Source organism: Spirabiliibacterium mucosae (assembly GCF_014884965.1).
Classification (GTDB): Bacteria; Pseudomonadota; Gammaproteobacteria; order Enterobacterales; family Pasteurellaceae; genus Spirabiliibacterium; species Spirabiliibacterium mucosae.
This window is the reverse complement of record NZ_JABTBO010000009.1, coordinates 34,026-56,156: the sequence shown is the minus strand read 5'-3', so window position 1 is coordinate 56,156 and position 22,131 is coordinate 34,026. Positions and strand designations below refer to the sequence as shown.

Genomic DNA, 22,131 nt, shown 5'->3' with positions numbered 1-22,131 from the left:
ATAAAGAATGAATCAGACTAGACGTCAATTTATCACTCAAACCTCAGCGATGCTGGCAGCACTTTCATTACCGCAATTTGTTGTGGCAAGTCAACATGGCTTGAGCGCTGATCCACTCGAAACATGGAAAATGACAGGATCACACTGGGGAGCGGTGCGTGCTAAGGTAAAAAATGGTCGAGTAGTTGAAATTAAGCCTTTTGAATATGATAAACATCCAACAGAGATGATCAATGGTATCATCGATCTCATCTATAGTGAAAGTCGTATTCGTTATCCAATGGTGCGTTTGGCATGGTTGAAAGATAAAAAAAATCATGGCGCTGAATCACGTGGTGATAATCGTTTTGTTCGTGTGACTTGGGATCAAGCGCTAGATCTTTTCTATGCCGAACTAGAACGAATTCAGCAACACTATGGCCCTTGGGCACTGCACACAGGTAACGTTGGGTGGCGTGCAACAGGACAATTTCACAGTTGTGGTAATCACATGATTCGTGCAATCAGTATGCATGGTAATAGTGTGACCACCGCTGGAGATTATTCCACAGGGGCTGGGCAGGTGATTTTGCCTTATGTGCTAGGGTCAACGGAGGTCTACTCTCAAGGTACATCTTGGGAGGTGATTCTTAAAGAGAGTGAAAATATTATTTTTGGGCGAGTGACCCTGTGAAAAACTTACAAGTGGGTTGGAACTGTGAAACTCATGAAAGCTATGTGTACTTGGAAAAGCTCAAGCAAAAAATTAATGATAAGCAAGTTAATGTGATTTGTGTTGATCCTGTCAAGAGTAAAACACAGCAATATTTAGATTGTGAACAGTGGTACGTTAATCCTCAATCTGACGTTGCATTTATGCTCGCCATTGCGCATACACTCTACACAGAGAACCTTTATGATAAAAATTTTATCGACATTTATACTGTTGGATTTGAAAAATTTGTCCCTTATTTATTGGGGGAAACAGAAGATAAAGTGGCCAAAACGCCTGAATGGGCAACTTCGATTTGTGGCATAACGCCTGAGAAAATTCGTGAATTTGCTCATCTTCTAGCTGGCAAACGAACTCAGCTAATCTTTGGCTGGGCAATTCAGCGCCAACAGCATGGTGAACAACCATACTGGATGGGTGCTATTTTAGCGGCTATGCTTGGGCAGATTGGCCTGCCTGGTGGGGGTATTAGTTATGCGCATCACTATAGCTCTATTGGTATTCCAAGCTCAGGCGCAGCTATGCCAGGGGCTTTTCCTTTGAATTTAGATGAAGGTCAAAAACCGAAGTATGATAACCAAGATTATCAAGGCTACAGTGCGGTGATTCCATGTGCAAGAGTCACAGATTCTTTGCTTTATCCTGGTGAAAAAATTCAATATAACGGCAAGGAGGTGACTTACGCACCTTATAAAATGGCTATTTTTTCTGGTTGCAATCAATGGCATAGACAATCTGAACGCAATAAGATGAAAAAAGCGTTTAAGCAGTTAGAAACAGTTGTGTCTATCAATTATAGCTGGACAGCAACTTGTCGGTTTTCTGATATAGTTTTGCCTGCATGCACCCCATTTGAGCGTAATGATATTGACGCTTATGGGTCATACAGCAACCGTGGTGTGATAGCAATGCATAAACTCATAGATCCGCTTTATGATTCTCGTTCTGATTTTGAGATTTTTAAAGGTCTATGTCGTCGCTTTGGCCAAGAGAAAGCCTATTCTCGTGGGATGGATGAAATGGAATGGGTTAAGTCACTTTATGAGGCATGTCGAAAAGAAAACCAAGGTAAATTTGATATGCCTGAATTTGAACAGTTTTGGGCGCAGGGGTATGTCTTATTCCCTGAAGGTAAACCTTGGGTTCGTCATGCTGATTTTCGTGATGATCCGGAATTAAATGCCTTAGGTACACCGTCAGGTTTTATTGAAATTTTTAGTAATAAAATTGCAAGTTTTCAATATGATGATTGTAAAGGCCACCCAATGTGGTTTGAAAAGGCAGAGCGTTCGCATGGTGGGCCTAAATCAGAGCAATATCGTTTTTGGATGCAATCAGTTCACCCAGATAAACGCCTTCACTCTCAACTTTGTGAGGCAAAAAACTTGCGTGAAAGCTATCAAATACAGGGGCGTGAGCCATTATTTATGAACCCTGAGGATGCGAAAAAATTAGGGATTGCTCACGGTGATCTCGTACGGGTTTATAATGATCGTGGGCAAGCTATTGTTGGGGCGCATATCTCCGATCTTTTTCCAACTGGCGTGGTGCGTTTGCAAGAGGGAGCATGGTATTCACCGCTGAATGAAACTGTTGGCGCAATTGATACTTATGGTGATCCCAACACCATGACGCTGGATATTGGCGCCTCAAAATTATCTCAAGCTGTGAGTGCGAATACGTGTTTGGTTAATGTTGAAAAATATCAAGGCAATGCACCAAAAGCCACAGGTTTTTCAGGCCCAATAGAAGTGAATGGATAATGACTAAACTTAATGATGCTATTCGCCTATGTCTTTATAGCTGGCTAGCCAACGTTTTAACAGTTGAATTGACTGAAACACAAATCAAGGCTTTTAGAAGTGAGACTTTCTCACCTATGTGGCAAGCGTGCGATGAAATAGGTTTATCAGAGATAAGTGAGATAATTAAACATTCATTAGCAACCCTTGAGGGTACTCAAGATGCTGATCTCGAGTTGGCAGCAGACTTCGCACAGCTTTTCTTGCTTGACGGTGACGTGAGTGCGCTACCTTATGCAAGTGCTTACTTACCGAAAAAACAACATCATGATCATTTTGGGCAACTTGAGAGTTTGTTTTGTGACAACCAACTTACGCTTGCCTCAGATATACGAGAGCCAAGTGATCATATTGCAGTGTATTTGCAGCTAATGACATACGCTATTAAAACACAGCGCCAGGATATGCAAAAGAGGGTTGTTGATCTACTTTTAGCTTGGATACCTGATTGGGTATCTAAAAGTGAGAAAATTTCAGTTAAATATGCGTTTTATCCAGCTGTTCTTGGCTTATTGAAGAGAGTGATTATCATAGATCGAGACATTATCAGCTGAGATATTAAAAAGTGCGGTCGCCGCACTTTTAACTGACTTTGAAACCGCACTTTTGATTTACAAAATACAGAGCGTTGTAGTTCGATCCGCCATTTTTCGCGCGGAAATGGAGCGGTTGGGTAAATTTCAAGGAAGCATGCAAACGCCTGTATTGCATGCGACGTAGAAATTCCCAACAAGCGAGATTTCCTTAAAAATGGCAACGCCCTTTCTTTCCCCGATTTCTTTGGGCGAGCAAAGAAATCGGGTCGCCAACGGCGAAACCGTAGCGCTATGACGGAGTGATGAAAGAAAACAAAGCGCCCGCCGCAGGCGGAAATAAGAGCGATGACGGAGTGATTAACGCTCGCGCCGAGCGACAGCTTGAAAAGCAAACACCATCACAACGAATACACCAGCACCTTCGACTTACGTTGATGATCATAGCGTGCGCGTTTGTCAGCGGGCAGGGCAGAGATATCGGCGGGTTGGAAACCGCGCTCTTGAAACCAATGCACTGTGCGGGTGGTGAGCACAAAAATTTGGCGCAGACCGCACTTTTTCGCGCGCTTTTTCAATGCATCAAACAACACATCGCCGCGTGATGAATTGCGATAATCCGGGTGCACGGCCACGCAGGCCATCTCCGCCATCGCCTCTTGTGCATAAATATTCAATGCTGCGCAGGCGATAATCACCCCATCGCGGTCGATAATCGTATAATTATCAATCTCCATCTCCAGCTGCTCGCGCGAGCGTTTGACCAAAATCCCTTGCTGCTCAAGTGGGTAAATCAACGCCAAGAGGCCAGCGATATCGTCCACAGTGGCGGTGCGGATGGTTTCTGACTGCTGCATTGAAATCTGTGTGCCGACGCCGTCGCGCGAGAAAAGCTCATGCAAAAGCGTGCCGTCTTTGTCAAAGTTGAGCAAATGAGCCCGGTTGACGCCCGCCTGGCTCACGGCAATGGCAGCAGAGAGAAAGCGCGCTTGCGGGCTGTTGTATTCTCCGCTTTGATTGAGGTGGTCAAGGTGCTGTTGCGCTACCTCGGGGAAAAGATCGGCGATCAACTCGCCATTTTCATCAAAAATGCCGTCTTGCGCGCAAAAGCCGATGAGTTTGTCGGCGTTGAGCTTGATGGCCACCTGTGTGGCAATTTCTTCAAACGGCAGGTTGAAATTTTCGCCCGTGACCGACACGCCGATCGGGTTGAGCAGCACAATGGCGTTGTTGGCCAGCTGCTGCTCGATGGCGGTGATGTCGATGTGGCGCACTTTGCCGCTGAGTTGGTAGTCCACCCCGTCGAGCACGCCGATGGGCTGGGCGGTGACAAAATTGCCGCTGACCACGTTGATGTGGCGCGAGCTGTGGCCGAGGTTGACGGCGCGCAGTGAGAGATAGCCGCTGATGTCAAACTGGATTTTGCCTACCACCTGCTTGGCGATATCCAAAGTGCGGTTGTCGGTGATACGAATGTGGCGGTGGAATTCGCTTTTCAAGCCGTGATTACTCAGTGCGGCGTTGATTTGTTGATGGGCGCCAAACACCACCACCAGCTTGATGCCGAGGCTGTGGAGCAGGCTGATGTCTTGCAAAATATTGCGAAAATGAAAGGCGCTGATGGTGGCGCTGTCAAGCATAATCACAAATGTTTTGCCGCGGTGGAGGTTGACATACGGGGTGGATTCGCGAAACCACTCAACCAGTTGTGTTTCTTTCATGGCGTTCTCTCTTTTGTATTTATGCTTTCATTTTGCATAAATATTCAATCTTTGCAAGCGCTAACCGCACTTTTGCTTTTAAAACACTGCGCCCATAGCCGCTGCACAATGGCGCGCTCGGCGGTGAATTCTTGCGCGTCCACGCTTGGCGGGCAGCCTTGCAGATTAAGCGCGTGGATTTTATCTCGCAGCGTGGTGTAGCAGCTTTTGAGGGATTCGGCATCCATTTGGCTGAGCACGCCGTGGGTGGCCATGTCGTCAAAAATACGCACGTTGTCAGACCATTTCGCCAACTCAGGGCAGTGCGGTGCGTGGGCGAGGACTAAAAATTGCGCTAAAAATTCAATGTCGGTGATGCCGCCGGGGTCATTTTTCAAATGGAATGTGTGGGCGCTGGGGTGGCTTAAATGGGTGTACATCTTCTCGCGCATTTCCACCACCTCATGCTCAAGCGTGGCCACATCGCGGGCTTGGCACAGCACGTTGGCGCGGATTTCAGCAAACCGCACTTTGAGGTTTTCATCACCAAACACCGCGCGGGCGCGCACCAGCGCTTGCTTTTCCCACGTCCAGGCGTCTTGTTGTTGATAGGCCTCATAAGCGCTGATGGCACTGACGAGCAGCCCAGCCTCCCCCGATGGGCGCAGGCGCATATCCACATCATAAAGCACGCCAGCTTGGGTGTTGAGGCTAAAAATGCTGATGATTTTTTGCGCAAGGCGGAGATAAAATTGCTCGCTGTCGATGCTGCGTTTGCCGCCCGTGGTGGCGCTGGAATGGCTGTTGTCAAACAAAAAGACCAAATCGAGATCGGAATTATAGCCCAGCTCAATGCCGCCGAGTTTGCCATAGCCAATCACTAAAAAGCCTTTGTCTTCGCCTTCAAGATGCGCTGGCACGCCATAGCGCGCGCGGGTTTTCTCCCACGCCAGCGCCACCACCGCGCCAATGATCGCTTGGGCGAGATAGGTGAGGTGGTCGCTGACTTTCATCACCGGCAGCTCGCCTAAAATATCGGCGGCGGCAATGTGCAGCAGGCTGGCTTGCTTGAATTGGCGCAAGGCGTCAATTTGCTGCTCTTCGTCATCGTGCGGAATGCGCAGCAAAAAGCGCTGCAGCAAGGTGGTGTATTCACTCACATGGGGCGGGTTGAACAGCGTTTGCGTGTCCAGCAGCTCGTCGAGCAAAATCGGGTATTTTGCCACTTGCTCGGCGATCATCGGCGAGGCGGCACTGAGGCGTATCACCATGTTGAGCGCGTTGGGGTATTCCAGCAACAGCTCCAAATAGGTGGTGCGGGTGGCAATATTCGAGATGATTTTCAGCACGCTTTCGAGCACGGCGGCGCGGGTGCTCAGGGCAAACACGCCATCAAGCAGGGCAGGAATGAGTTTGTTAAGCACCTCTCGCCCACGCTGGCCAATCGGGCGGCGGAGAATGTCGTGCTGAAAGCGCTCCAAACTTGGCGCGAGGTCAAACGAGTCAAGCGCGTTGTCGGCCAGCACCTGCTCGATATCCGCTAGGTTGAAGCTTAAAAAATCCTGCCATGGGCTGAGCTTTTGCCCTTGAGGTTGGGGGCTTTCTTCCTCGCCGATCAACTCGTCAAAAATGGTGCGCACGGCGCGCTGGTGGTGTTGCAAATGGGCTTGAAAGCTCGCCCAATCGTCAATCTCGGTGGTGATCAAAGTGCGGTTGGCATTGGCATCTTGAATGACGTATTCACGGCAGGCGGCCACCAGACGAGCGCGGTTGGTGTCATCGTCGGGCAAGGTTTGGGTTTGCTTATCATCAATGGCTTGTAGCACATTTTCCACCCGCCGCAAAAAAAGATAGGCTTGGCGCAGTGTTTCGGCCTCTTCTTCGCTGAGCACGTGCAGCTGCACCAAATGGGGCAGCACATCAAGCAGCGAGCGGTGCTGCAAGTGGGTATCGCGCCCGCCACGGATGAGCTGGAACACCTGCACGATAAATTCAATTTCGCGAATGCCGCCAGCGCCGAGCTTGATGTTGTTGACCAGCGCGCGGCGGCGCACTTCGCGCTCGATCATCGCCTTCATGTTGCGCAGGGATTGGATCACGCTGAAATCAATGTAGCGGCGATAAACAAACGGGCGGAGCATATTCTTCAGCATTTGGTGATAACGGTTGTGATCGTTCTCGCCCATGATGCGCGCTTTGATGAGGGCGTAGCGCTCCCAATCGCGCCCTTGCTCTTGGTAGTAATCCTCGAGTGCAGCAAAGTTGAGCACCAGCGCGCCTGCCTCGCCAAAAGGACGCAGGCGCATATCGGTGCGGTAGACAAAGCCGTCGGCGGTGTGGCTGTCGAGGGCGTGAATCAGTCGCTGGCCAAGGCGGGTGAAAAACTGCGCGTTGTCTAGGCTGCGTCGCGCGCCTTGGGTTTCGCCGTTTTCAGGGTAGGTGAAAATCAAATCAATGTCGGATGAAAAATTCAGTTCCCGCCCGCCGAGTTTGCCCATGCCGAGGATTAACAGCGGCTGCGCTTCGCCTGCGGCGTTCATCGGTGTGCCGTAGCGGTGGCTTAAAAAGTGATAGAGCCACGCGCAGGTTTGCGTGATGATGCACTCAGCCAATGCGGAAAGCGCGTGCAGCGTTTGCTCGACGGTCATCAGGTTATTGCTTTGGCAAAAGCTCAAATGCGCCATTTCGGCATGGCGGAAAATGCGCAAAGTGCGGTGCAGCGCGGTTTCGTCTTGCACCTCAGAGAGCTTTGCGGCCAATTTTTGTGGGAAGTTGACATCCGTCGTGCGGCAGCCACGCCAGCGCATAATTAGCTCAGGCTGCTTTTGCAGCACGCTGGCGACAAACGGCGAGAGCATCAAGGCGCGCTCAAGCTGGTCGGCAAAGGCGTGTTGGCTAAGTGCGGTTTGGATGTCACCCAATGTGGCCGCGTTTTGTGTGGCATTGAGCTTGGCGAGCAGTGCGCTTAAGGCTGTTGATGATGTCATGCGTCCCCCTGATGTTTGGCTTAGTGTACCGCACTTTGCATTTTTTGTGCCAGCGCCTTGCGCAAAATCAATTGTTGATTATAAAATGTTGTTTCAAAATTCGATTTAGATTATGATGACGCAAGTTTACGCACGAAAGGAGTGATTATGTTTGTTTATGGTAACGATGTAAAAGTTGAAGATTTAGGCGCTGGCGTGAAACGCAAAATCATGGCCTACAGCCCGAATATCATGGCGGTGGAAGTCTATTTTGAAGAAGGCGCCGTGGGCACCATGCACAGCCACCCACATGAGCAATTGACCTATGTGCTCGACGGCGAATTTGAGTTCACCATTGGCGATGAAACCAAAGTGGTGAAAGCCGGCGACGTGTTGTATAAAAAGCCTGACATCGTGCACGGCTGCCGTTGTTTGAAAAAAGGCGTGTTGCTCGATTGCTTCACCCCAATGCGTGAAGATTTTGTTAAAAAATAACATAAATTTAACAATATAAGGCTATGATTTCATAGCCTTTTTTTATGCTGATTTTGAGCTGTGCAATGATCGCGCAATCGACGAAAAATTTTTGTGATTAGGGTCACATTAACTAAAATTTACGATTACGTTTAAAAAAATAAAATGCTATTTTACTTTCTGCCAAAATTAACCCCAACTCAAAGGAGATGTTATGAAATTTAAACCATTACTCACCAGCTTGTGTGTGGCTTTACCGATGTTGGCAGCCTCTGCCGGCGCTATGGCCGACAAAGTGACCATCAAATTGGCGCATAACCTCGAGCAAACCCACGTGGTACACAAAGCGATCGACAAAATGGCGAAAGATTTGAAAGCCAAATCTAACGGCGAAATCATCCTCCGTGTTTACCCAAGTCGCCAAATGGGCGATGCGCGTGAAACATTGGAAATGGTGCAAAACGACGCATTGGATATGACTAAAGTCAACTCCAGTGAGCTTGAGCCATTCATCGGTGAATTTGCGATCTTCAACTTGCCATACCTGTTCAAAGATGAAGACCATTTCAAACGTATGCTCTACGGCGATATCGGTAAAAAATTAGCCGACAAAACCCAAGCAAACGGCTATCGCATCGTGGCCTCTTATGTGGGCGGCACCCGTAGCTTCTACACCAAAAAACCGGTTCACTCACCAGATGACCTCAAAGGCATGAAAATCCGCGTGATTTCAACCCCAACCACAAACAAATCAATCGAATTGTTGGGTGCTTCTCCAGTGTCATTGCCATTGGGTGATGTGTATACTTCATTGCAACAAGGCGTTATCGATGGTGCGGAAAATAACATCCCATCTTATGCTTCAACCCGTCATGATGAAGTGGCCAAATTCTACTCAGCTGACCAACACACGTCTATCCCAGATTACTTGGTGATCTCTGAAAAAGCGTGGAACAAAATGAACCCAGAACAACAAAAATTGTTCATGGAAGCGGCTCACGACAGCGAAGTGTATCAACAAAAATTGTGGGACGAAGAAACCATTCGCTCTAAAAAAGAAGCTGAAAAATTGGGCGTAACCTTCATTGAAGTGGACAAAGCCCCATTCCGTGAAGCGTTGAAACCATTGTTTGATGACTTCCGTAAAGATCCGAAATTGGTCGGCTTTGTGGACGAAATCCAATCAATTCAAGACGCAAAATAATCGACTTAGGGTAGCGATATGCTGTTAGAAAAATTAAAATAGTGTTGATAAGGTCATCGCCACATTCGCGATTATCGTGATGGTGATGTTGGTGGTGTGCGTAACCTGGCAGGTGTTCAGCCGCTATGTGCTGGAAATGCCAAGCACCATAACCGATGAAATTGCACGCTTTAGTATGATTTGGGTGGGACTATTAGGGGCGGCCTACACCACAGGGCAACAACGCCACTTGTCGATTGACTTGTTCACCCACAATTTGACGGCGCGCAAAAAACAAATTAGTGCTATTTTTATCAATGTGGTGATTTTTCTATTTGCTATCAGCACCATGGTCTACGGCGGGTCTGTCTTGGTGAGCAAAGTGTTTGCCATGGGGCAGATTTCGCCTTCAATGCAAATGCCAATGGCATACGTCTACATGGCGGTGCCATTGAGCGGCTTGCTGATTATGTTCTACAACATCATTTTTATCATCGAAAATGCTGGCAAATTGTCACGCGGTGAGGAGGTATAGCAATGGACTGGTTACTTTCTTGGGAATGGTTCGCACCGCTGGTGATGCTGGTGTCGTTTGTGGTGTTGGTGTTTGTTGGGGTGCCTATTTCGTTCTCCATCGGTATTTCAACCATCGTCACAGGGTTTTTTATTCTGCCATGGGATATTGTGCTGCTCACCGCAGGGCAAAAAATGGCAACAGGGCTTGATAGCTTCTCATTACTGGCGATTCCGTTTTTATCTTAGCCGGTTCCTTGATGAACAGTGGCGGGATTGCTATTCGACTCATTAACTTTTCACAAGTGCTGGTAGGCCGCATCCCAGGCTCGCTGGGCCATGTGAACGTGTTGGCGAACATGATGTTCGGCTCCATCTCAGGCTCTGCGGTGGCAGCCGCGGCGGCGGTGGGCGGCACCATGGCGCCGATTCAGAAAAAGGCCGGTTATGACCCTGCCTATTCTGCTGCGATTAACGTCACCTCTTGTATCTCAGGGCTTTTGATTCCACCGTCAAACGTGATGATCGTCTATGCCTTGACCGCCGGCGGCATGTCTGTTGCCACCCTCTTTATGGCCGGTTACTTGCCAGGCGCGTTGATGGGCTTGTCTATCATGGTGGTGAACTTTATCCTCGCGAAAAAACGCGGTTATCCAGTATCGGATAAAATTACCTTCAATATTTTCATGAAATACACCCTCGATGCCATTCCAAGTATCTTGATGGTAATTGTGGTGATCGGCGGGATTTTGGGCGGTATCTTCACCGCAACAGAAGCCTCCGCCATCGCAGTGGTGTACACCTTTGTGTTATCGGTGATTATTTATCGCGAAATCAAATTGCGTGATTTACCAAAAATTATTCTCGATGCGGTGGTCACCACCTCAATTGTGTTGTTCTTGGTCAGTGTTTCTGTGGCGATGTCGTGGATTATGACCAGCGCGGATATTCCGTTTATGATCAACGAATTGCTCACCAGCATTTCAGACAACTTGTATGTTATCTTGTTTATCATCAACGTGATTTTGCTGATGATTGGGGTCTTTATGGATATGACACCAGCGGTGTTGATCTTCACCCCAATCTTCTTGCCAATCGTGACTGATCTCGGCATGGACCCAATCCACTTTGGTATCATGATGATCTTCAACTTGTGTATCGGCTTGTGTACCCCACCGGTGGGCAGCGCCTTGTTTGTCGGCTGTTCAGTGGCTGGTGTGCGGCTGCAAGATATCATTAAACCGATGCTGCCGTTCTTTATCGTGTTGTTGATTACGCTTTTAGCGGTCACCTACATTCCGCAAATTTCCTTATTCTTGCCAAACTTGCTCGGCATTGTGTAAGGGCATTTTATTTAGCTTTTTACGCGCCATTTCCGAATGGCGCTTTTTTATATGTGAGGCGTTGTGAGCGACTATCTCGACTACATTATTCATCTCTCGTTTGCACAATGGCTGGGGATTGCGGTGTTCTTCCTCGGCATTTTGGTGTTTTATCAGCGCAACGACAAGCGCTTTAAAATCATCATGGTGATTTTAAACCTCACCTACATGCTCCATTTTTACTTACTCGGCTCGCCCATTTCGGCCCTGAGCTCGTTTATCGCCGCTTGCCGCACGGCCACTTCGATTTTCATCAACTCGGCCTATGTGGCTTTTGCCTTTGTGGCGGTGGCAGTCGGCTTTGGCTTGTATATCTCCGAGCATTGGTGGAGTATGTTTCCGATCATCGGCACCGCCACAGGTACCATCGCGCTGTTTTTGCTCACGGGCATTAAAATGCGCTTGGTGATGCTCTTTGGCTCCATTTGCTGGATGACCAATAACATCATCGTGGGGTCGATTGGGGGTGTGCTGCTTGAAAGCACCGTGATGACCATGAATTTAATCACAATTTATCGCCTGCTCAAAGCCCGCGCGGTGGAGCGCAGCGTGACGCATTAGGCATTGATTTTCGCGCCAAAGGCGTTTATTGTGAGCAAAAAGGAGCACGCCATGCAAAAATTACTTTTTATCATCAATAGCGCGCCTTATGGCAGCGAAAACCTCTTCAACGCACTGCGCCTTGCCATTATGCTGCAAGAAGAACATCAAAGTGCGGTCGAACTCAAACTGTTTTTACTCTCCGATGCGGTGGTCGCAGGGCTTGATAAACAAAACCCAGCGGAAGGTTACAACGTGCAGCAAGCGCTGGAAATCATCACCGGCTTTGGCGCTGAGGTGAAACTGTGCAAAACCTGCACCAACGCCCGCGGCATCACCGATTTGCCACTGGCTGAAGGGGTGAGTGTTGGCACGCTGGGCGATCTCAGCCGCTGGACACTGTGGGCGGACAAAGTGCTATCGTTCTAACCCATGCAGCCACTCAACGCCATCACCCATCCGCTGTCTGGCACCTCGCTGATTGAGGCCTCCGCCGGCACAGGCAAAACCTACACCATGGCCGCGCTCTATTTGCGGCTGTTGCTCAACGCGGGGGAAAACGCCTTTGGCCGCGCCCTTGGGGTGGAGCAAATTTTGGTGATGACGTTCACCGAAGCCGCCACTCAAGAGCTGAAAGACCGCATCCGCGCGCGGGTGGTGGAACTTTTAGATCTTCTGAAAAGCTGGCAGCAAACGGGCGAGTTTGCAAGCGCTGATCCGTTTTTGTGTGCGCTGTTTGACGCCATCAGCGGTGATGTGGATGAGGCAATTTTGCGCTTGGATATGGCGCAGCAAAATATGGACGCCGCGGCGATTTTCACCATTCATGGCTTTTGTCGGCGAATGCTCAGCCGCTATGCTTTTGACGCCAACCTCCATTTTGACCCCGTGCTGCTAGATGAACGCGCCCAACAAGAGCGTTACCTCAAGCACTGCCGCCAGGCGTGGCGCGCGCGGTTTTATCCGCAAAGTGCGGTTGTCTGCGCCTTTGCGCGGCAATTTCTTACAAGCCCTGATGCGGTGCTCGATCACATCAAGCATTTTCTTGAAGGGTCGCTGCCGGCAAAATCCGTATCCACCTTTGCGGAGATCACCGCTGAGCTTGAGGCCTATGCTGCCTCCCGTGAGGGATTGAAGAGCCTATGGCAGGCCAGCCAAGGTGCGGTGCGCGAGCTGCTTGCCAATGCCATTGCAGCCAAGCAGCTTAATGGCAAAACATACTCTGCTAGCAGCCTTGAAACAAAATGCACCGCGCTCAATGCGTGGCTTGAGGGCACGCTGAGCTTCACCCTGCCCAAAGAATTAGATTACTTTTCGCAAAATCAACTGATCGACAAAACCAATAAAAATAAAACCACGCCAACCCATGCGTTTTTCACTGCGGTGGATGCGTTTATCGCGCAAGTCAACACCACGCGTTTTGAGCAGCTGCACAAAGCGCTGTTGTGGCACATGGCGCTTGACGTGCGCCAGCGCGTGAATGAAGAGAGCGCGCACAACAATGAAATGAGCTTTGGCGATTTGCTCAGCCGCCTAAGTGATGCGCTGCAGGGCAGCCAAGGCGTGCATTTGGCGCAGCTGATTCGCATGCAATTCCCGTTTGCGATGGTCGATGAATTTCAAGACACCGACAGCCAGCAGTTTCATATTCTGCAAAAAATTTACCTCGAGGCGAGTGAGCATAGCGTGGGTCTAATTATGATTGGCGACCCAAAACAGTCGATCTACCGCTTTCGCAGCGCTGATATTTACACCTACCTTGCAGCCAAGCAGCAAACCGCGCGCGAGTTCACCTTGGGCAAAAACTGGCGCTCGAGTGAAAGTGCGGTCGCGCTGGTCAATCAGCTGTTCTCACAACTTGATGATGCCTTTTTGGTGCCGGAGATTCACTTCTCGCTCGTGCAAGCCGGCGGCGGCAAAACCGCACTTTACCTAAACGGCGATGCGCAAACCGCACTTTGCGTTTGCCTAGCCCAGGCGGAGAATAAAACTGCCTTCCGACAAAGCCAAGCGAGGGCTTGTGCCATCAGTGTGCAGCGCTATTTGCAGGCGATTGAAGCGGGCAAATTGTGGGGCGAGAATCAACGCGGCGAGCAACTGCCGTTGGCGGCGAGCGATTTGGCCATTTTGGTGCGCAAGGGCGATGAGGCGATGGAGGTCAAAGCGGCGCTGCAAGCGTTGGGGATCAAAAGCGTTTATCTCTCCAACAAAGACAATGTGTTCCAAAGCCCGTGGGCGCAGGTGCTGTTGCAGGTCTTGCAAGGCTGCTTGATGCCTTATGAGCGCACAAAGGTCATCAACGCGCTGGCCAGCCAGCTGTTTTATTTCGACAGCCAAACGCTTAATCATCTGCTTTATGACGAGCAGCGCTGGGACAGCTGGGTTGAGCAGCTTTTAAACTGGCAGCAAATGTGGTTTAACCAAGGCGTGCTGCCGATGATTCACGCCATTTTGCAACATGGGCAGGTGGCGCAAACCATTTTGGCGCACGCCGATGGTGAGCGGGCGATGACGGATATTTTGCACCTAAGCGAGTTGCTGCAAGCGCAAATGAACCAGCAACCCAACGCGTATGCGCTGCTCACCTGGTTTGAGCAGCAAATCGCCCTCAAAGGCGCGGGCGGCGAGGCCTTGAGCTTGCGCCTTGAAAGTGAGCAGGATTTGGTCAAAATCGTCACCATTCACGGCTCAAAGGGCTTGGAATACGGCGTGGTGTGGCTGCCGTTTGTGGGCGCGGGCGCCAATCTTACGCCCAAAACGCTGGAAAAATTCAACAATTGTGGTCAAAGTGACGTTGATTTTGACAACAGCGCCCTGGAGCGCATCATTCGAGAGCAAGCGGCGGAGGAGATGCGCTTACTTTATGTGGCGCTGACCCGCGCGGTGTATCAAGTCCATCTTGGCCTTTATGCTGAATTTTATCAAGGCTACATGATAAGAGATAAAAGTTGGGGCTGGAACCCGCTGGTCTACCTGCTCACCCAAGGCGAGCTGGGGCTGGATTTGGCACAAAGGCCCACCTTCAACACCCAAGCACTGCTCGCCAAGCACTTCACGCCCGAGCAATATACCTTGACCCACTGCGATGCCCTCACGCCAAGCGACTGGCGCGCGCAGCCCGATGCAGTGGACGGTGAGGCGGCACATTTTTATGGCCAAATTGAAAAAGATTGGGTGATCAACTCCTTCACCTCACTGAGCCAGCAAAGTGCGGTCAACCCGCTGCATGAGGCATTGCAAGAGCCTGAAAGCGGGCAAGGCGACGTTGAAATGATGCCAGTGCAAAGTGCGGTCAGCGTTGATGACATCGCCTTCACCTTCCCCGCTGGCGCGCGGGTGGGCGAGGTGCTCCACCACTTGTTGCAACGCATGGATATGCGCATTGATGCGGACAATCACACGCTGATTGAAAACGCCCTCAGCGCCCTTGGGCTGGAGGCGAGCAGCTTTGACGCGCTGCAAGCGTGGCTAACGCGCATTGTGCAAACCCCGCTGCGTGAGGACAATGCCTTTTGCTTGCAAGCCATTGATCTGCGTGACAGCGTGCGCGAGATGGAGTTTTTGCTGGCGATCAACAGCAAAGTACACGCCAACGTGTTCAATCAGCTGCTCGCGCGCTACCCGCTGAAAACCGCGCGGGAACGGTTTGCCTTGAGTGATTTCAAAGGCATGCTGCGCGGCTTTATCGACTTAGTCTGCCGCCACGCGGGGCAGTATTACATTGTTGATTACAAAAGCAATTTTTTAGGCGCGAATGCGGCCAGCTACACGCCTGATCGCCTAACGCAGGCTGTGTTGGCGCACAATTATGATTTGCAATATTTACTCTACACGCTGGCACTGCACCGCTATTTGAAAACGCGCGTGCCGAATTACGACTACGCGCGCGATTTTGGCGGCGTGTATTACCTCTTTTTACGGGGGATGACAGGGCAGAGCAACGCCACTGGGGTGTATTTCGACAAACCGCACTTTGCCTTGATTGAGGCTTTGGATAAGGTGTTTGCACAGTGATGATGTTAGCGATTTTAGAAAAACTCAAACAAGCCGAGCTGATTTTGCCGATTGACTACCACATCGCCAAATTGCTCACCGCCACACCCAGCGGCAATGAGGCGGCCGACAACCTGGTGGCGTTGCTCGGCGCGCAGCTGAGCTTTGATCTACGCTTAGGCAGCGTGTGCCTAAATCCGCAAGATTTTGAACAACGCGCCTTTTTTGACATCACTGATCCGCAATTCACGCCATTGCTTGGCGAGATGCAACGCGCCATCGGCTTTGCACCGCCCCACACGTGGCAGCAGCTGTTGGCCCACCACCCTGCGGTGGCCAACCATGCGCGCGCGCCGCTGGTGTTCGCCCACGGCTTGCTCTATTTTTACCGCACTTTTTGTGATGAGCAGCAGCTCGCCACACAAATTCACGCCCGCATTCAAACCCCGCTGAGCATCAGCGACACCGCCGCCATGCGCGCGCTACTCGCACGATTGTTTGAACCCAGCGAGGGTGTGGACTGGCAAAAAGTGGCGGTGGCAATGGCGCTGCGCAGTGCTTTTTGTTTAATCACCGGCGGGCCGGGCACGGGCAAAACCACCACCGTGTGCAAGCTGCTGCTGGCGTTGCAATACCAACAACGTGAGCGCGGGTTGCCGGCGCTTAAAGTGGCGATGGCGGCACCGACGGGCAAAGCGGCGGCGCGGTTGAGTGAATCGGTGCGGCAAAGTTTGCATAGCAATGCCGAGCGTTGCCAGGTGGGCGAGTTGGCCGAGGCGATTGAATGCCAAGCGCAAACGCTCCATCGTATGCTGGCGATTTCACTGCATGATGACAAAGTGCGGTTTCACCAAGGCAATCCGCTGCTGGCCGATGTGGTGGTGGTCGATGAAGTCTCGATGGTCGATCTCAACTGGTTTGCCCGCCTGCTCAACGCCGTGCGCCCTGACGCGCGGGTGATTTTGCTTGGCGACGCGCACCAGCTTGCCTCGGTCGAATCAGGTGCGGTGCTGGCACAACTGAGCCTTGGGCGAGATGATTTTAGCCCCGCTTTTGCCGAGTATCTTCAGGCTATCACAGGCGAAACGTTGCCGGCGCGCGCGCAAGGGCGGGTGCTGCGCGACAACGTTTGTCACCTGCAAAAAAGCCACCGCTTTCACGCTGACTCGGGCATCAAAGTGCTGTCTGATGCCGTAAACCAAGGCGCGCGGCAGAGCTGGGCGCTGTTTGAGCGGTTTGACGACTTGCATTGTGTGGATTACGCCACGCTGTCAGGCAGCGCACTTTCCGCCGTGGTGCATCACGCAGGGCGTGATTACAGTGCTTATCTTGAGGCCATCAACCAATATGGCAAAGTGCGGTTGGCCGAGGTGGGTGAGATTTTTGCGGCGTTTTATCGTGTGCGCTATTGCTGCGCGCTGCGCAGTGGTGAGTTTGGGGTGGATTATCTCAACCGTGCGCTGAGCGAGCAGCTCAAGCGTGAGGGCAAATTGCATTTTGCTCACCGCGATGAGTGGTATCACGGCAAGCCTGTGATGATCACCGAAAACGACAGCGCCATTGGTCTTTATAACGGCGATGTGGGGCTGTGTTTGCGCAACGAGCAAGGGGCGCTGAAAGTGTGGTTTGAAAAGGGTAAAGACGAATTCGTCGCCTTTTCACCAAGCCGCATCCCTGCCGTTGAGCCGACTTTTATGATGACGGTGCACAAATCCCAAGGCTCTGAGTTTGACAAAACCGTGCTGGTGCTGCCGCCGACGATTGCGCCGCTAGTGACCCGTGAGCTGCTTTACACCGCCATCACCCGCGCCAAGCGCGAATTTGTGCTGTTTGGCAACAAAGCGGTGTGGGAGGCCGGTGTCCGCACCCCAACCCAGCGCCAAAGTGGGCTTTATCGCGCATTAACGGCCCTGGGTTAACCGCACTTGGCATTTTGTTGTGCGCGCAATTGAGCCAGCACAGCTTTGAGTGCGTCATCAAGTGGCGCGGTGATTGACAGTGGCTCTTCAGTTTTCGGGTGGGTGAGGCGGATGGCGTAGGCGTGCAAAAACAGCCGAGAAAGCCCCAGCGCACGCAGGCGGGCGTCAAACTCCGCATCGCCGTATTTGCTGTCTAACGCGATTGGGTGCTGGGCGTATTGCGTATGCACGCGGATTTGATGAGTGCGGCCGGTGACCGGCATTGCTTTAATCAGCGTGGCGACATCGCCAAAGCGCTCTTCAATACTAAAGCGCGTTTGTGAGGCTTTGCCGTCGGCGTTGACCCGCACAATCCGCTCGCCGCTGGCTAATTCGTTTTATTGAGCGGGGCATCAATCGTTTTCACGCTCGATTGCCAGCGCCCGCGCACGAGGGCTAAATAGTCTTTGTGCACGGTTTTTTCACGCAATTGTTGGTGCAAATGGCGCAGGGCAGAGCGCTTTTTCGCCACCAGTAATACGCCAGAGGTGTCGCGGTCAAGCCGGTGGACAAGCTCCAAAAAGCGCGCCTCGGGGCGCAGTGCGCGCAGCGCTTCAATCACGCCAAAACTCAAACCACTGCCGCCATGCACCGCCATGCCAGAGGGCTTGTTGAGCACCAACAGCACGTCGTCTTCAAAAATAATGGCGCTTTCCAGCGCGCTGACTTGGCTGAGCTTGTTGGAAATGGGCGCTTGGGCCTTTTCGCTGACTTTCACGGGCGGAATGCGCACAACGTCGTCGGCTTGCAGTTTGTATTCTGGCTTCACGCGGCCTTTGTTGACCCGCACTTCCCCTTTGCGAATAATGCGATAAATCAAACTTTTCGGCACGCCTTTGAGTTGTGCGAGCAGGTAGTTGTCGAGCCGTTGGCCCGCTTCGTCGCTTGCAATGGTGGAAAATCGAACAGCCATAAAACGCCTTTTAGTCTTTGTGGTTTCAAAATCGCTATTATACATAAAAAGCGATAAAAAAATGTGATTGATTTTCAAATTTTAACAAAGGTTGCTTGCCAAGAGGCGCTATAAAATGAAATAATACAACGCTTTTATTATAATTAATGTAATAGGCAAAACCGCACTTTTAAGGACCAAAACCTTAAGTGAGAGCAATTTTCAAGGCGATGCAGTCAAGCGTAAGACATCAGCCCTTGAGATGTGGGATAAATCGCCGCGCAGTGGACGAATGCATTGACCAAGCGTTGAGCCTTTAATGCGCCTGCAAAAGACAATCGGGAGATTGGCAAGGTATGGACATCAGGCCTAAGGTGGCGCGGTTTATCTAGTGATTAAAACAAAAACGAGTTAAAAATTTAAATGAAAAGAATGTTAATCAATGCAACTCAAAAAGAAGAGTTGCGTGTTGCGTTGGTCGATGGCCAACGCCTCTATGACCTTGATATCGAAAACCCAGGCCACGAGCAGAAAAAAGCCAACATCTACAAAGGCAAAATCACCCGCGTAGAGCCAAGTTTGGAGGCCGCGTTTGTGGACTACGGCACCGAGCGCCACGGCTTTTTACCACTCAAAGAAATCTCCCGCGAATACTTCCCTGAAGGCTACACCTTCCAAGGCCGACCAAACATCCGTGATGTGATCAAAGAAGGCCAAGAAGTGATTGTGCAAATCAGCAAAGAAGAGCGCGGCAACAAAGGCGCGGCCTTGACCACCTTCATCTCGCTGGCGGGCAGCTATTTGGTGATTATGCCAAACAACCCGCGCGCCGGTGGCATTTCACGCCGCATCGAGGGCGAAGAGCGCCAAGAGCTCAAAGAAGCCCTCAGCTCACTTGAGGTGCCTGAGGGCGTGGGCTTGATTGTGCGCACCGCTGGTGTGGGCAAATCACCTGAAGAATTGCAGTGGGATTTGAAAGTGCTGCTGCACCACTGGGAGGCGATTGTGCAAGCCTCGCAATCGCGCCCTGCGCCGTTTTTGATCCACCAAGAAAGTGATGTGATCGTGCGCGCCATTCGTGACCACTTGCGCCGCGATATCGGCGAGATCTTGATCGATAACGCCAAAGTCTACGAAAAGGCCAAAGCGCACATCAAACTGATTCGCCCTGATTTTGCCAACCGCATCAAGCTCTACCAAGGCGAAGTGCCGCTTTTCAGCCATTATCAAATCGAATCGCAAATTGAGTCGGCCTTCCAGCGTGAAGTGCGCTTGCCATCAGGCGGCTCGATTGTAATTGATGTGACCGAGGCGCTGACCGCCATCGACATCAACTCCGCGCGTTCAACCCGCGGTGGCGACATTGAAGAAACCGCATTGAACACCAACTTAGAAGCCGCCGATGAAATCGCGCGCCAATTGCGCCTGCGTGACTTGGGTGGCTTGATCGTGATCGACTTTATCGACATGACCCCTGTGCGCCACCAGCGCGAGGTGGAAAATCGCGTGCGCGACGCCGTGCGCCAAGACCGTGCGCGCATTCAAATCAGCCGAATTTCTCGCTTTGGTTTGCTGGAAATGTCGCGCCAACGCTTGAGCCCATCACTAGGTGAATCCTCTCACCACATCTGCCCGCGCTGCCAAGGCACCGGCAAAGTGCGCGACAACGAGTCACTGTCGCTGTCGATTTTGCGCCTGTTAGAAGAAGAAGCCATCAAAGAAAACACCTCGCAAGTGCACACCATTGTGCCGGTGGAGATCGCCTCTTACTTGCTTAACGAAAAACGCAAAGCGATTTACAGCATTGAAAAACGTCACGATGTGGAAATTGTGGTGGTGCCAAACGAACAAATGGAAACACCGCACTTTTCAGTCTTCCGCCTGCGCGAAGGCGAAGTGGCGAATATGCTCAGCTACAATTTGACTCAATACCACGCGCAACACGACGACAGTAGCTCTGCGGCCAGCCAAGACAACACCCCTGACATCGCCACGCCTGATACAGCAGCGGTGACGGTGGAAGCCGTGCTTGAAAAAGCAGCCGCCGGCGAGCTGAATATGCCAAGCGCTTCACCATGCCCAGCACCAAGCAAAAAAGATGACAAGCCGTCGCTGCTGGCGCGCTTGTGGGCGAAATTAAAAGCGCTGTTCGCCAAAGAGGAAGAGCCTGAGAAAAAAGAACCAAAACGCCAGCCGAACCAACGCCGTCGTAACAACGAGCGCCGCAACAGCCGCCGTCGTAACGACAACCGTGAGCGCACGCAAGAAAGTAGTGCGGAAAAAGCGCCAAGCAAACGCGAAGAGAGCAGTGAAGAGCGCAAACCGCGCAACAACACACGCCGCTCGCGCCGTCGTAACGACAATAACCAAAACACCAACAGCCCAGCCGTTGAGCGCAACAATGAGGTTGAAAAAGACGACAGCGACAACAAGCCAGCGGTAGCCGTGCGCCGTGAACGCCGCAACTTGCGCCAAAAAGTGCGGTTAAACGACGACGCAGCAGCCGCACCTGTGGCGCAACTCGCCAGTGAAACTACCAGCGACAAGCCAAGTGAAAGTGCGGTGCGTGACAGCGCGCCAAACACCCCAGCACGCAGTGTAGAAACCCCGCGTGAGGCAGTAATTAGCAACGTTGAAAACGCAGAAAGCACGGACAACAATTCAGGCAACGACGAAGGCCGCAATCGCAATTCACGTCGCCGTCGTACCCCGCGCCATTTGCGCACTGGCAACCAACGCCGCCGTCGCAGCAGCAATGAGCAAGCAAGCCCAATGCCGTTGACTTTGGCCGTGATGTCGCCTGAGCTGGCCAGCGGCAAAGTCTGGATTGACCGCCGTGAAGCCATAGAAGATGAGGAAATGCCGTTTGTGCCAGTTGAGCAATTGCTCGAGCAGCAAGAAAGCCAAGAGGAAACCGCTCAAGCAACGCAAACCCAAAGTGCGGTTGACCAAAGTGCGGTTGAAACCCAAAGTGCGGTCGATAGCGACGCGGAAAAAGCCAAACGCAACGCCGAAAAATACGGCTCTGGCATCAGCGTGCCGGCGGTGTCTTGCGTGGTGAAAGACCAAAGCGCCGCGCCACTGGGCTTTATCACCCAGCCGGCCAATGAGTCTGTGGAGAAAAAACTGCAAGCGGCCAACAGCGTGCTGAAAAGCGATGAGCAACCTTCTCGCAGTGTGGCAGAAGAGCTCAACGTGGATGAAGTGATCGCCAAAGTCGAAGATCAAAGTGCGGTTTCAGGCCAGCGTTTTGGCACTTATTCCCGCGTGCAGCACGTGCAAGTGGCGATGGCGCAAGCCGCCAGCCAGCCAAGTGGCGCGCCGTTTGCCATTGTTGAGTGGCAGGGCTCGCGCTATCGCTTCAAAGGCGATGGCGCTGCGGGTATCAATGCCGCCAGCAGCCATGTCAGTGCCGCACCAAGTCAGGCAAACTAACGCAAAACCCCCAATCATGATTGGGGGTTTTATTTTGCAAGAATGCCC

11 protein-coding genes and 3 pseudogenes are annotated in these 22,131 nt (G+C 51.5%); 11 read left to right on the top strand and 3 right to left on the bottom strand.

The genetic code is table 11. The annotated features are described in order from the left end of the window. Positions 1–7: 7 nt before the first annotated feature. Both torA and torD read left to right on the top strand, forming a co-directional pair. Positions 8–2,475 (top strand): annotated as a pseudogene (gene torA, locus HPC37_RS04875) (trimethylamine-N-oxide reductase TorA). Next, positions 2,475–3,068: a molecular chaperone TorD gene (gene torD, locus HPC37_RS04870; RefSeq protein WP_208122068.1), complete on the top strand. Its 594-nt coding sequence runs from the start codon at positions 2,475–2,477 to the stop codon at positions 3,066–3,068. The pseudogene torA and the gene torD overlap by 1 nt, the downstream one beginning before the upstream one ends. Before the next feature lie 380 nt (positions 3,069–3,448). Here torD and argA read toward each other — a convergent pair whose 3' ends face one another. Next, a complete protein-coding gene (gene argA / locus HPC37_RS04865; RefSeq protein ID WP_208122067.1) occupies positions 3,449–4,768 on the bottom strand; it encodes an amino-acid N-acetyltransferase in 1,320 nt (439 codons plus the stop codon). Between the two features lie 44 nt (positions 4,769–4,812). Then, positions 4,813–7,734 carry a bifunctional [glutamate--ammonia ligase]-adenylyl-L-tyrosine phosphorylase/[glutamate--ammonia-ligase] adenylyltransferase gene (gene glnE / locus HPC37_RS04860; protein WP_208122066.1) on the bottom strand — a complete coding sequence of 974 codons (2,922 nt, stop codon included), beginning with the start codon at positions 7,732–7,734 and terminating at the stop codon, positions 4,813–4,815. A 147-nt stretch (positions 7,735–7,881) separates the two neighbouring features. On the opposite strand from glnE, the gene HPC37_RS04855 reads away from it, so the two are divergent. The 8 genes and pseudogenes from HPC37_RS04855 (at position 7,882) to recD (ending at position 17,717) form a co-directional block, all read left to right on the top strand. Next, complete coding sequence (locus HPC37_RS04855) at positions 7,882–8,208, top strand: cupin domain-containing protein (protein ID WP_208122065.1); 327 nt, start codon at positions 7,882–7,884, stop codon at positions 8,206–8,208. A gap of 193 nt (positions 8,209–8,401) precedes the next feature. Further along, complete coding sequence (locus HPC37_RS04850) at positions 8,402–9,391, top strand: TRAP transporter substrate-binding protein (RefSeq protein WP_208122064.1); 990 nt, start codon at positions 8,402–8,404, stop codon at positions 9,389–9,391. A gap of 91 nt (positions 9,392–9,482) precedes the next feature. After that, the gene (locus HPC37_RS04845; protein WP_345790007.1) at positions 9,483–9,905 is read left to right on the top strand and encodes a TRAP transporter small permease; all 423 of its coding nucleotides are present in this window, start codon (positions 9,483–9,485) and stop codon (positions 9,903–9,905) included. 2 nt (positions 9,906–9,907) lie between these two features. After that, a pseudogene (locus HPC37_RS04840) lies at positions 9,908–11,226 on the top strand (TRAP transporter large permease). A gap of 63 nt (positions 11,227–11,289) precedes the next feature. Further along, positions 11,290–11,826 (top strand): YgjV family protein, encoded by a 537-nt coding sequence (locus HPC37_RS04835; protein WP_208122063.1) that lies wholly within the window; start codon positions 11,290–11,292, stop codon positions 11,824–11,826. Between the two features lie 51 nt (positions 11,827–11,877). Next, on the top strand, positions 11,878–12,234 hold the full coding sequence (locus HPC37_RS04830) for a DsrE/DsrF/TusD sulfur relay family protein (protein ID WP_208122062.1): 357 nt from the start codon (positions 11,878–11,880) through the stop codon (positions 12,232–12,234). Between the two features lie 3 nt (positions 12,235–12,237). Further along, positions 12,238–15,819, top strand: coding sequence for an exodeoxyribonuclease V subunit beta (gene recB, locus HPC37_RS04825; RefSeq protein WP_208122061.1), 3,582 nt, complete (start codon positions 12,238–12,240; stop codon positions 15,817–15,819). Beyond that, a complete protein-coding gene (gene recD, locus HPC37_RS04820; RefSeq protein ID WP_208122060.1) occupies positions 15,819–17,717 on the top strand; it encodes an exodeoxyribonuclease V subunit alpha in 1,899 nt (632 codons plus the stop codon). Before recB ends, recD begins: the two co-directional genes overlap by 1 nt. Here recD and rluC read toward each other — a convergent pair. Further along, positions 17,714–18,669, bottom strand: a pseudogene (gene rluC, locus HPC37_RS04815) (23S rRNA pseudouridine(955/2504/2580) synthase RluC). The gene recD and the pseudogene rluC overlap by 4 nt on opposite strands. Positions 18,670–19,071: 402 nt before the next feature. Here rluC and rne point away from each other — a divergent pair. Next, positions 19,072–22,083: a ribonuclease E gene (gene rne / locus HPC37_RS04810; RefSeq protein ID WP_208122059.1), complete on the top strand. Its 3,012-nt coding sequence runs from the start codon at positions 19,072–19,074 to the stop codon at positions 22,081–22,083. The last annotated feature ends 48 nt before the right edge of the window (positions 22,084–22,131 follow it).

Bases quoted from the DNA above. Each gene is read 5' to 3' on its own strand.
- torD (WP_208122068.1), top strand. From the start codon at position 2,475: ATGACTAAACTTAATGATGCTATTCGCCTATGTCTTTATAGCTGGCTA.
- argA (WP_208122067.1), bottom strand. From the start codon at position 4,768: ATGAAAGAAACACAACTGGTTGAGTGGTTTCGCGAATCCACCCCGTAT.
- glnE (WP_208122066.1), bottom strand. From the start codon at position 7,734: ATGACATCATCAACAGCCTTAAGCGCACTGCTCGCCAAGCTCAATGCC.
- HPC37_RS04855 (WP_208122065.1), top strand. From the start codon at position 7,882: ATGTTTGTTTATGGTAACGATGTAAAAGTTGAAGATTTAGGCGCTGGC.
- HPC37_RS04850 (WP_208122064.1), top strand. From the start codon at position 8,402: ATGAAATTTAAACCATTACTCACCAGCTTGTGTGTGGCTTTACCGATG.
- HPC37_RS04830 (WP_208122062.1), top strand. From the start codon at position 11,878: ATGCAAAAATTACTTTTTATCATCAATAGCGCGCCTTATGGCAGCGAA.
- recB (WP_208122061.1), top strand. From the start codon at position 12,238: ATGCAGCCACTCAACGCCATCACCCATCCGCTGTCTGGCACCTCGCTG.
- recD (WP_208122060.1), top strand. From the start codon at position 15,819: ATGATGTTAGCGATTTTAGAAAAACTCAAACAAGCCGAGCTGATTTTG.
- rne (WP_208122059.1), top strand. From the start codon at position 19,072: ATGAAAAGAATGTTAATCAATGCAACTCAAAAAGAAGAGTTGCGTGTT.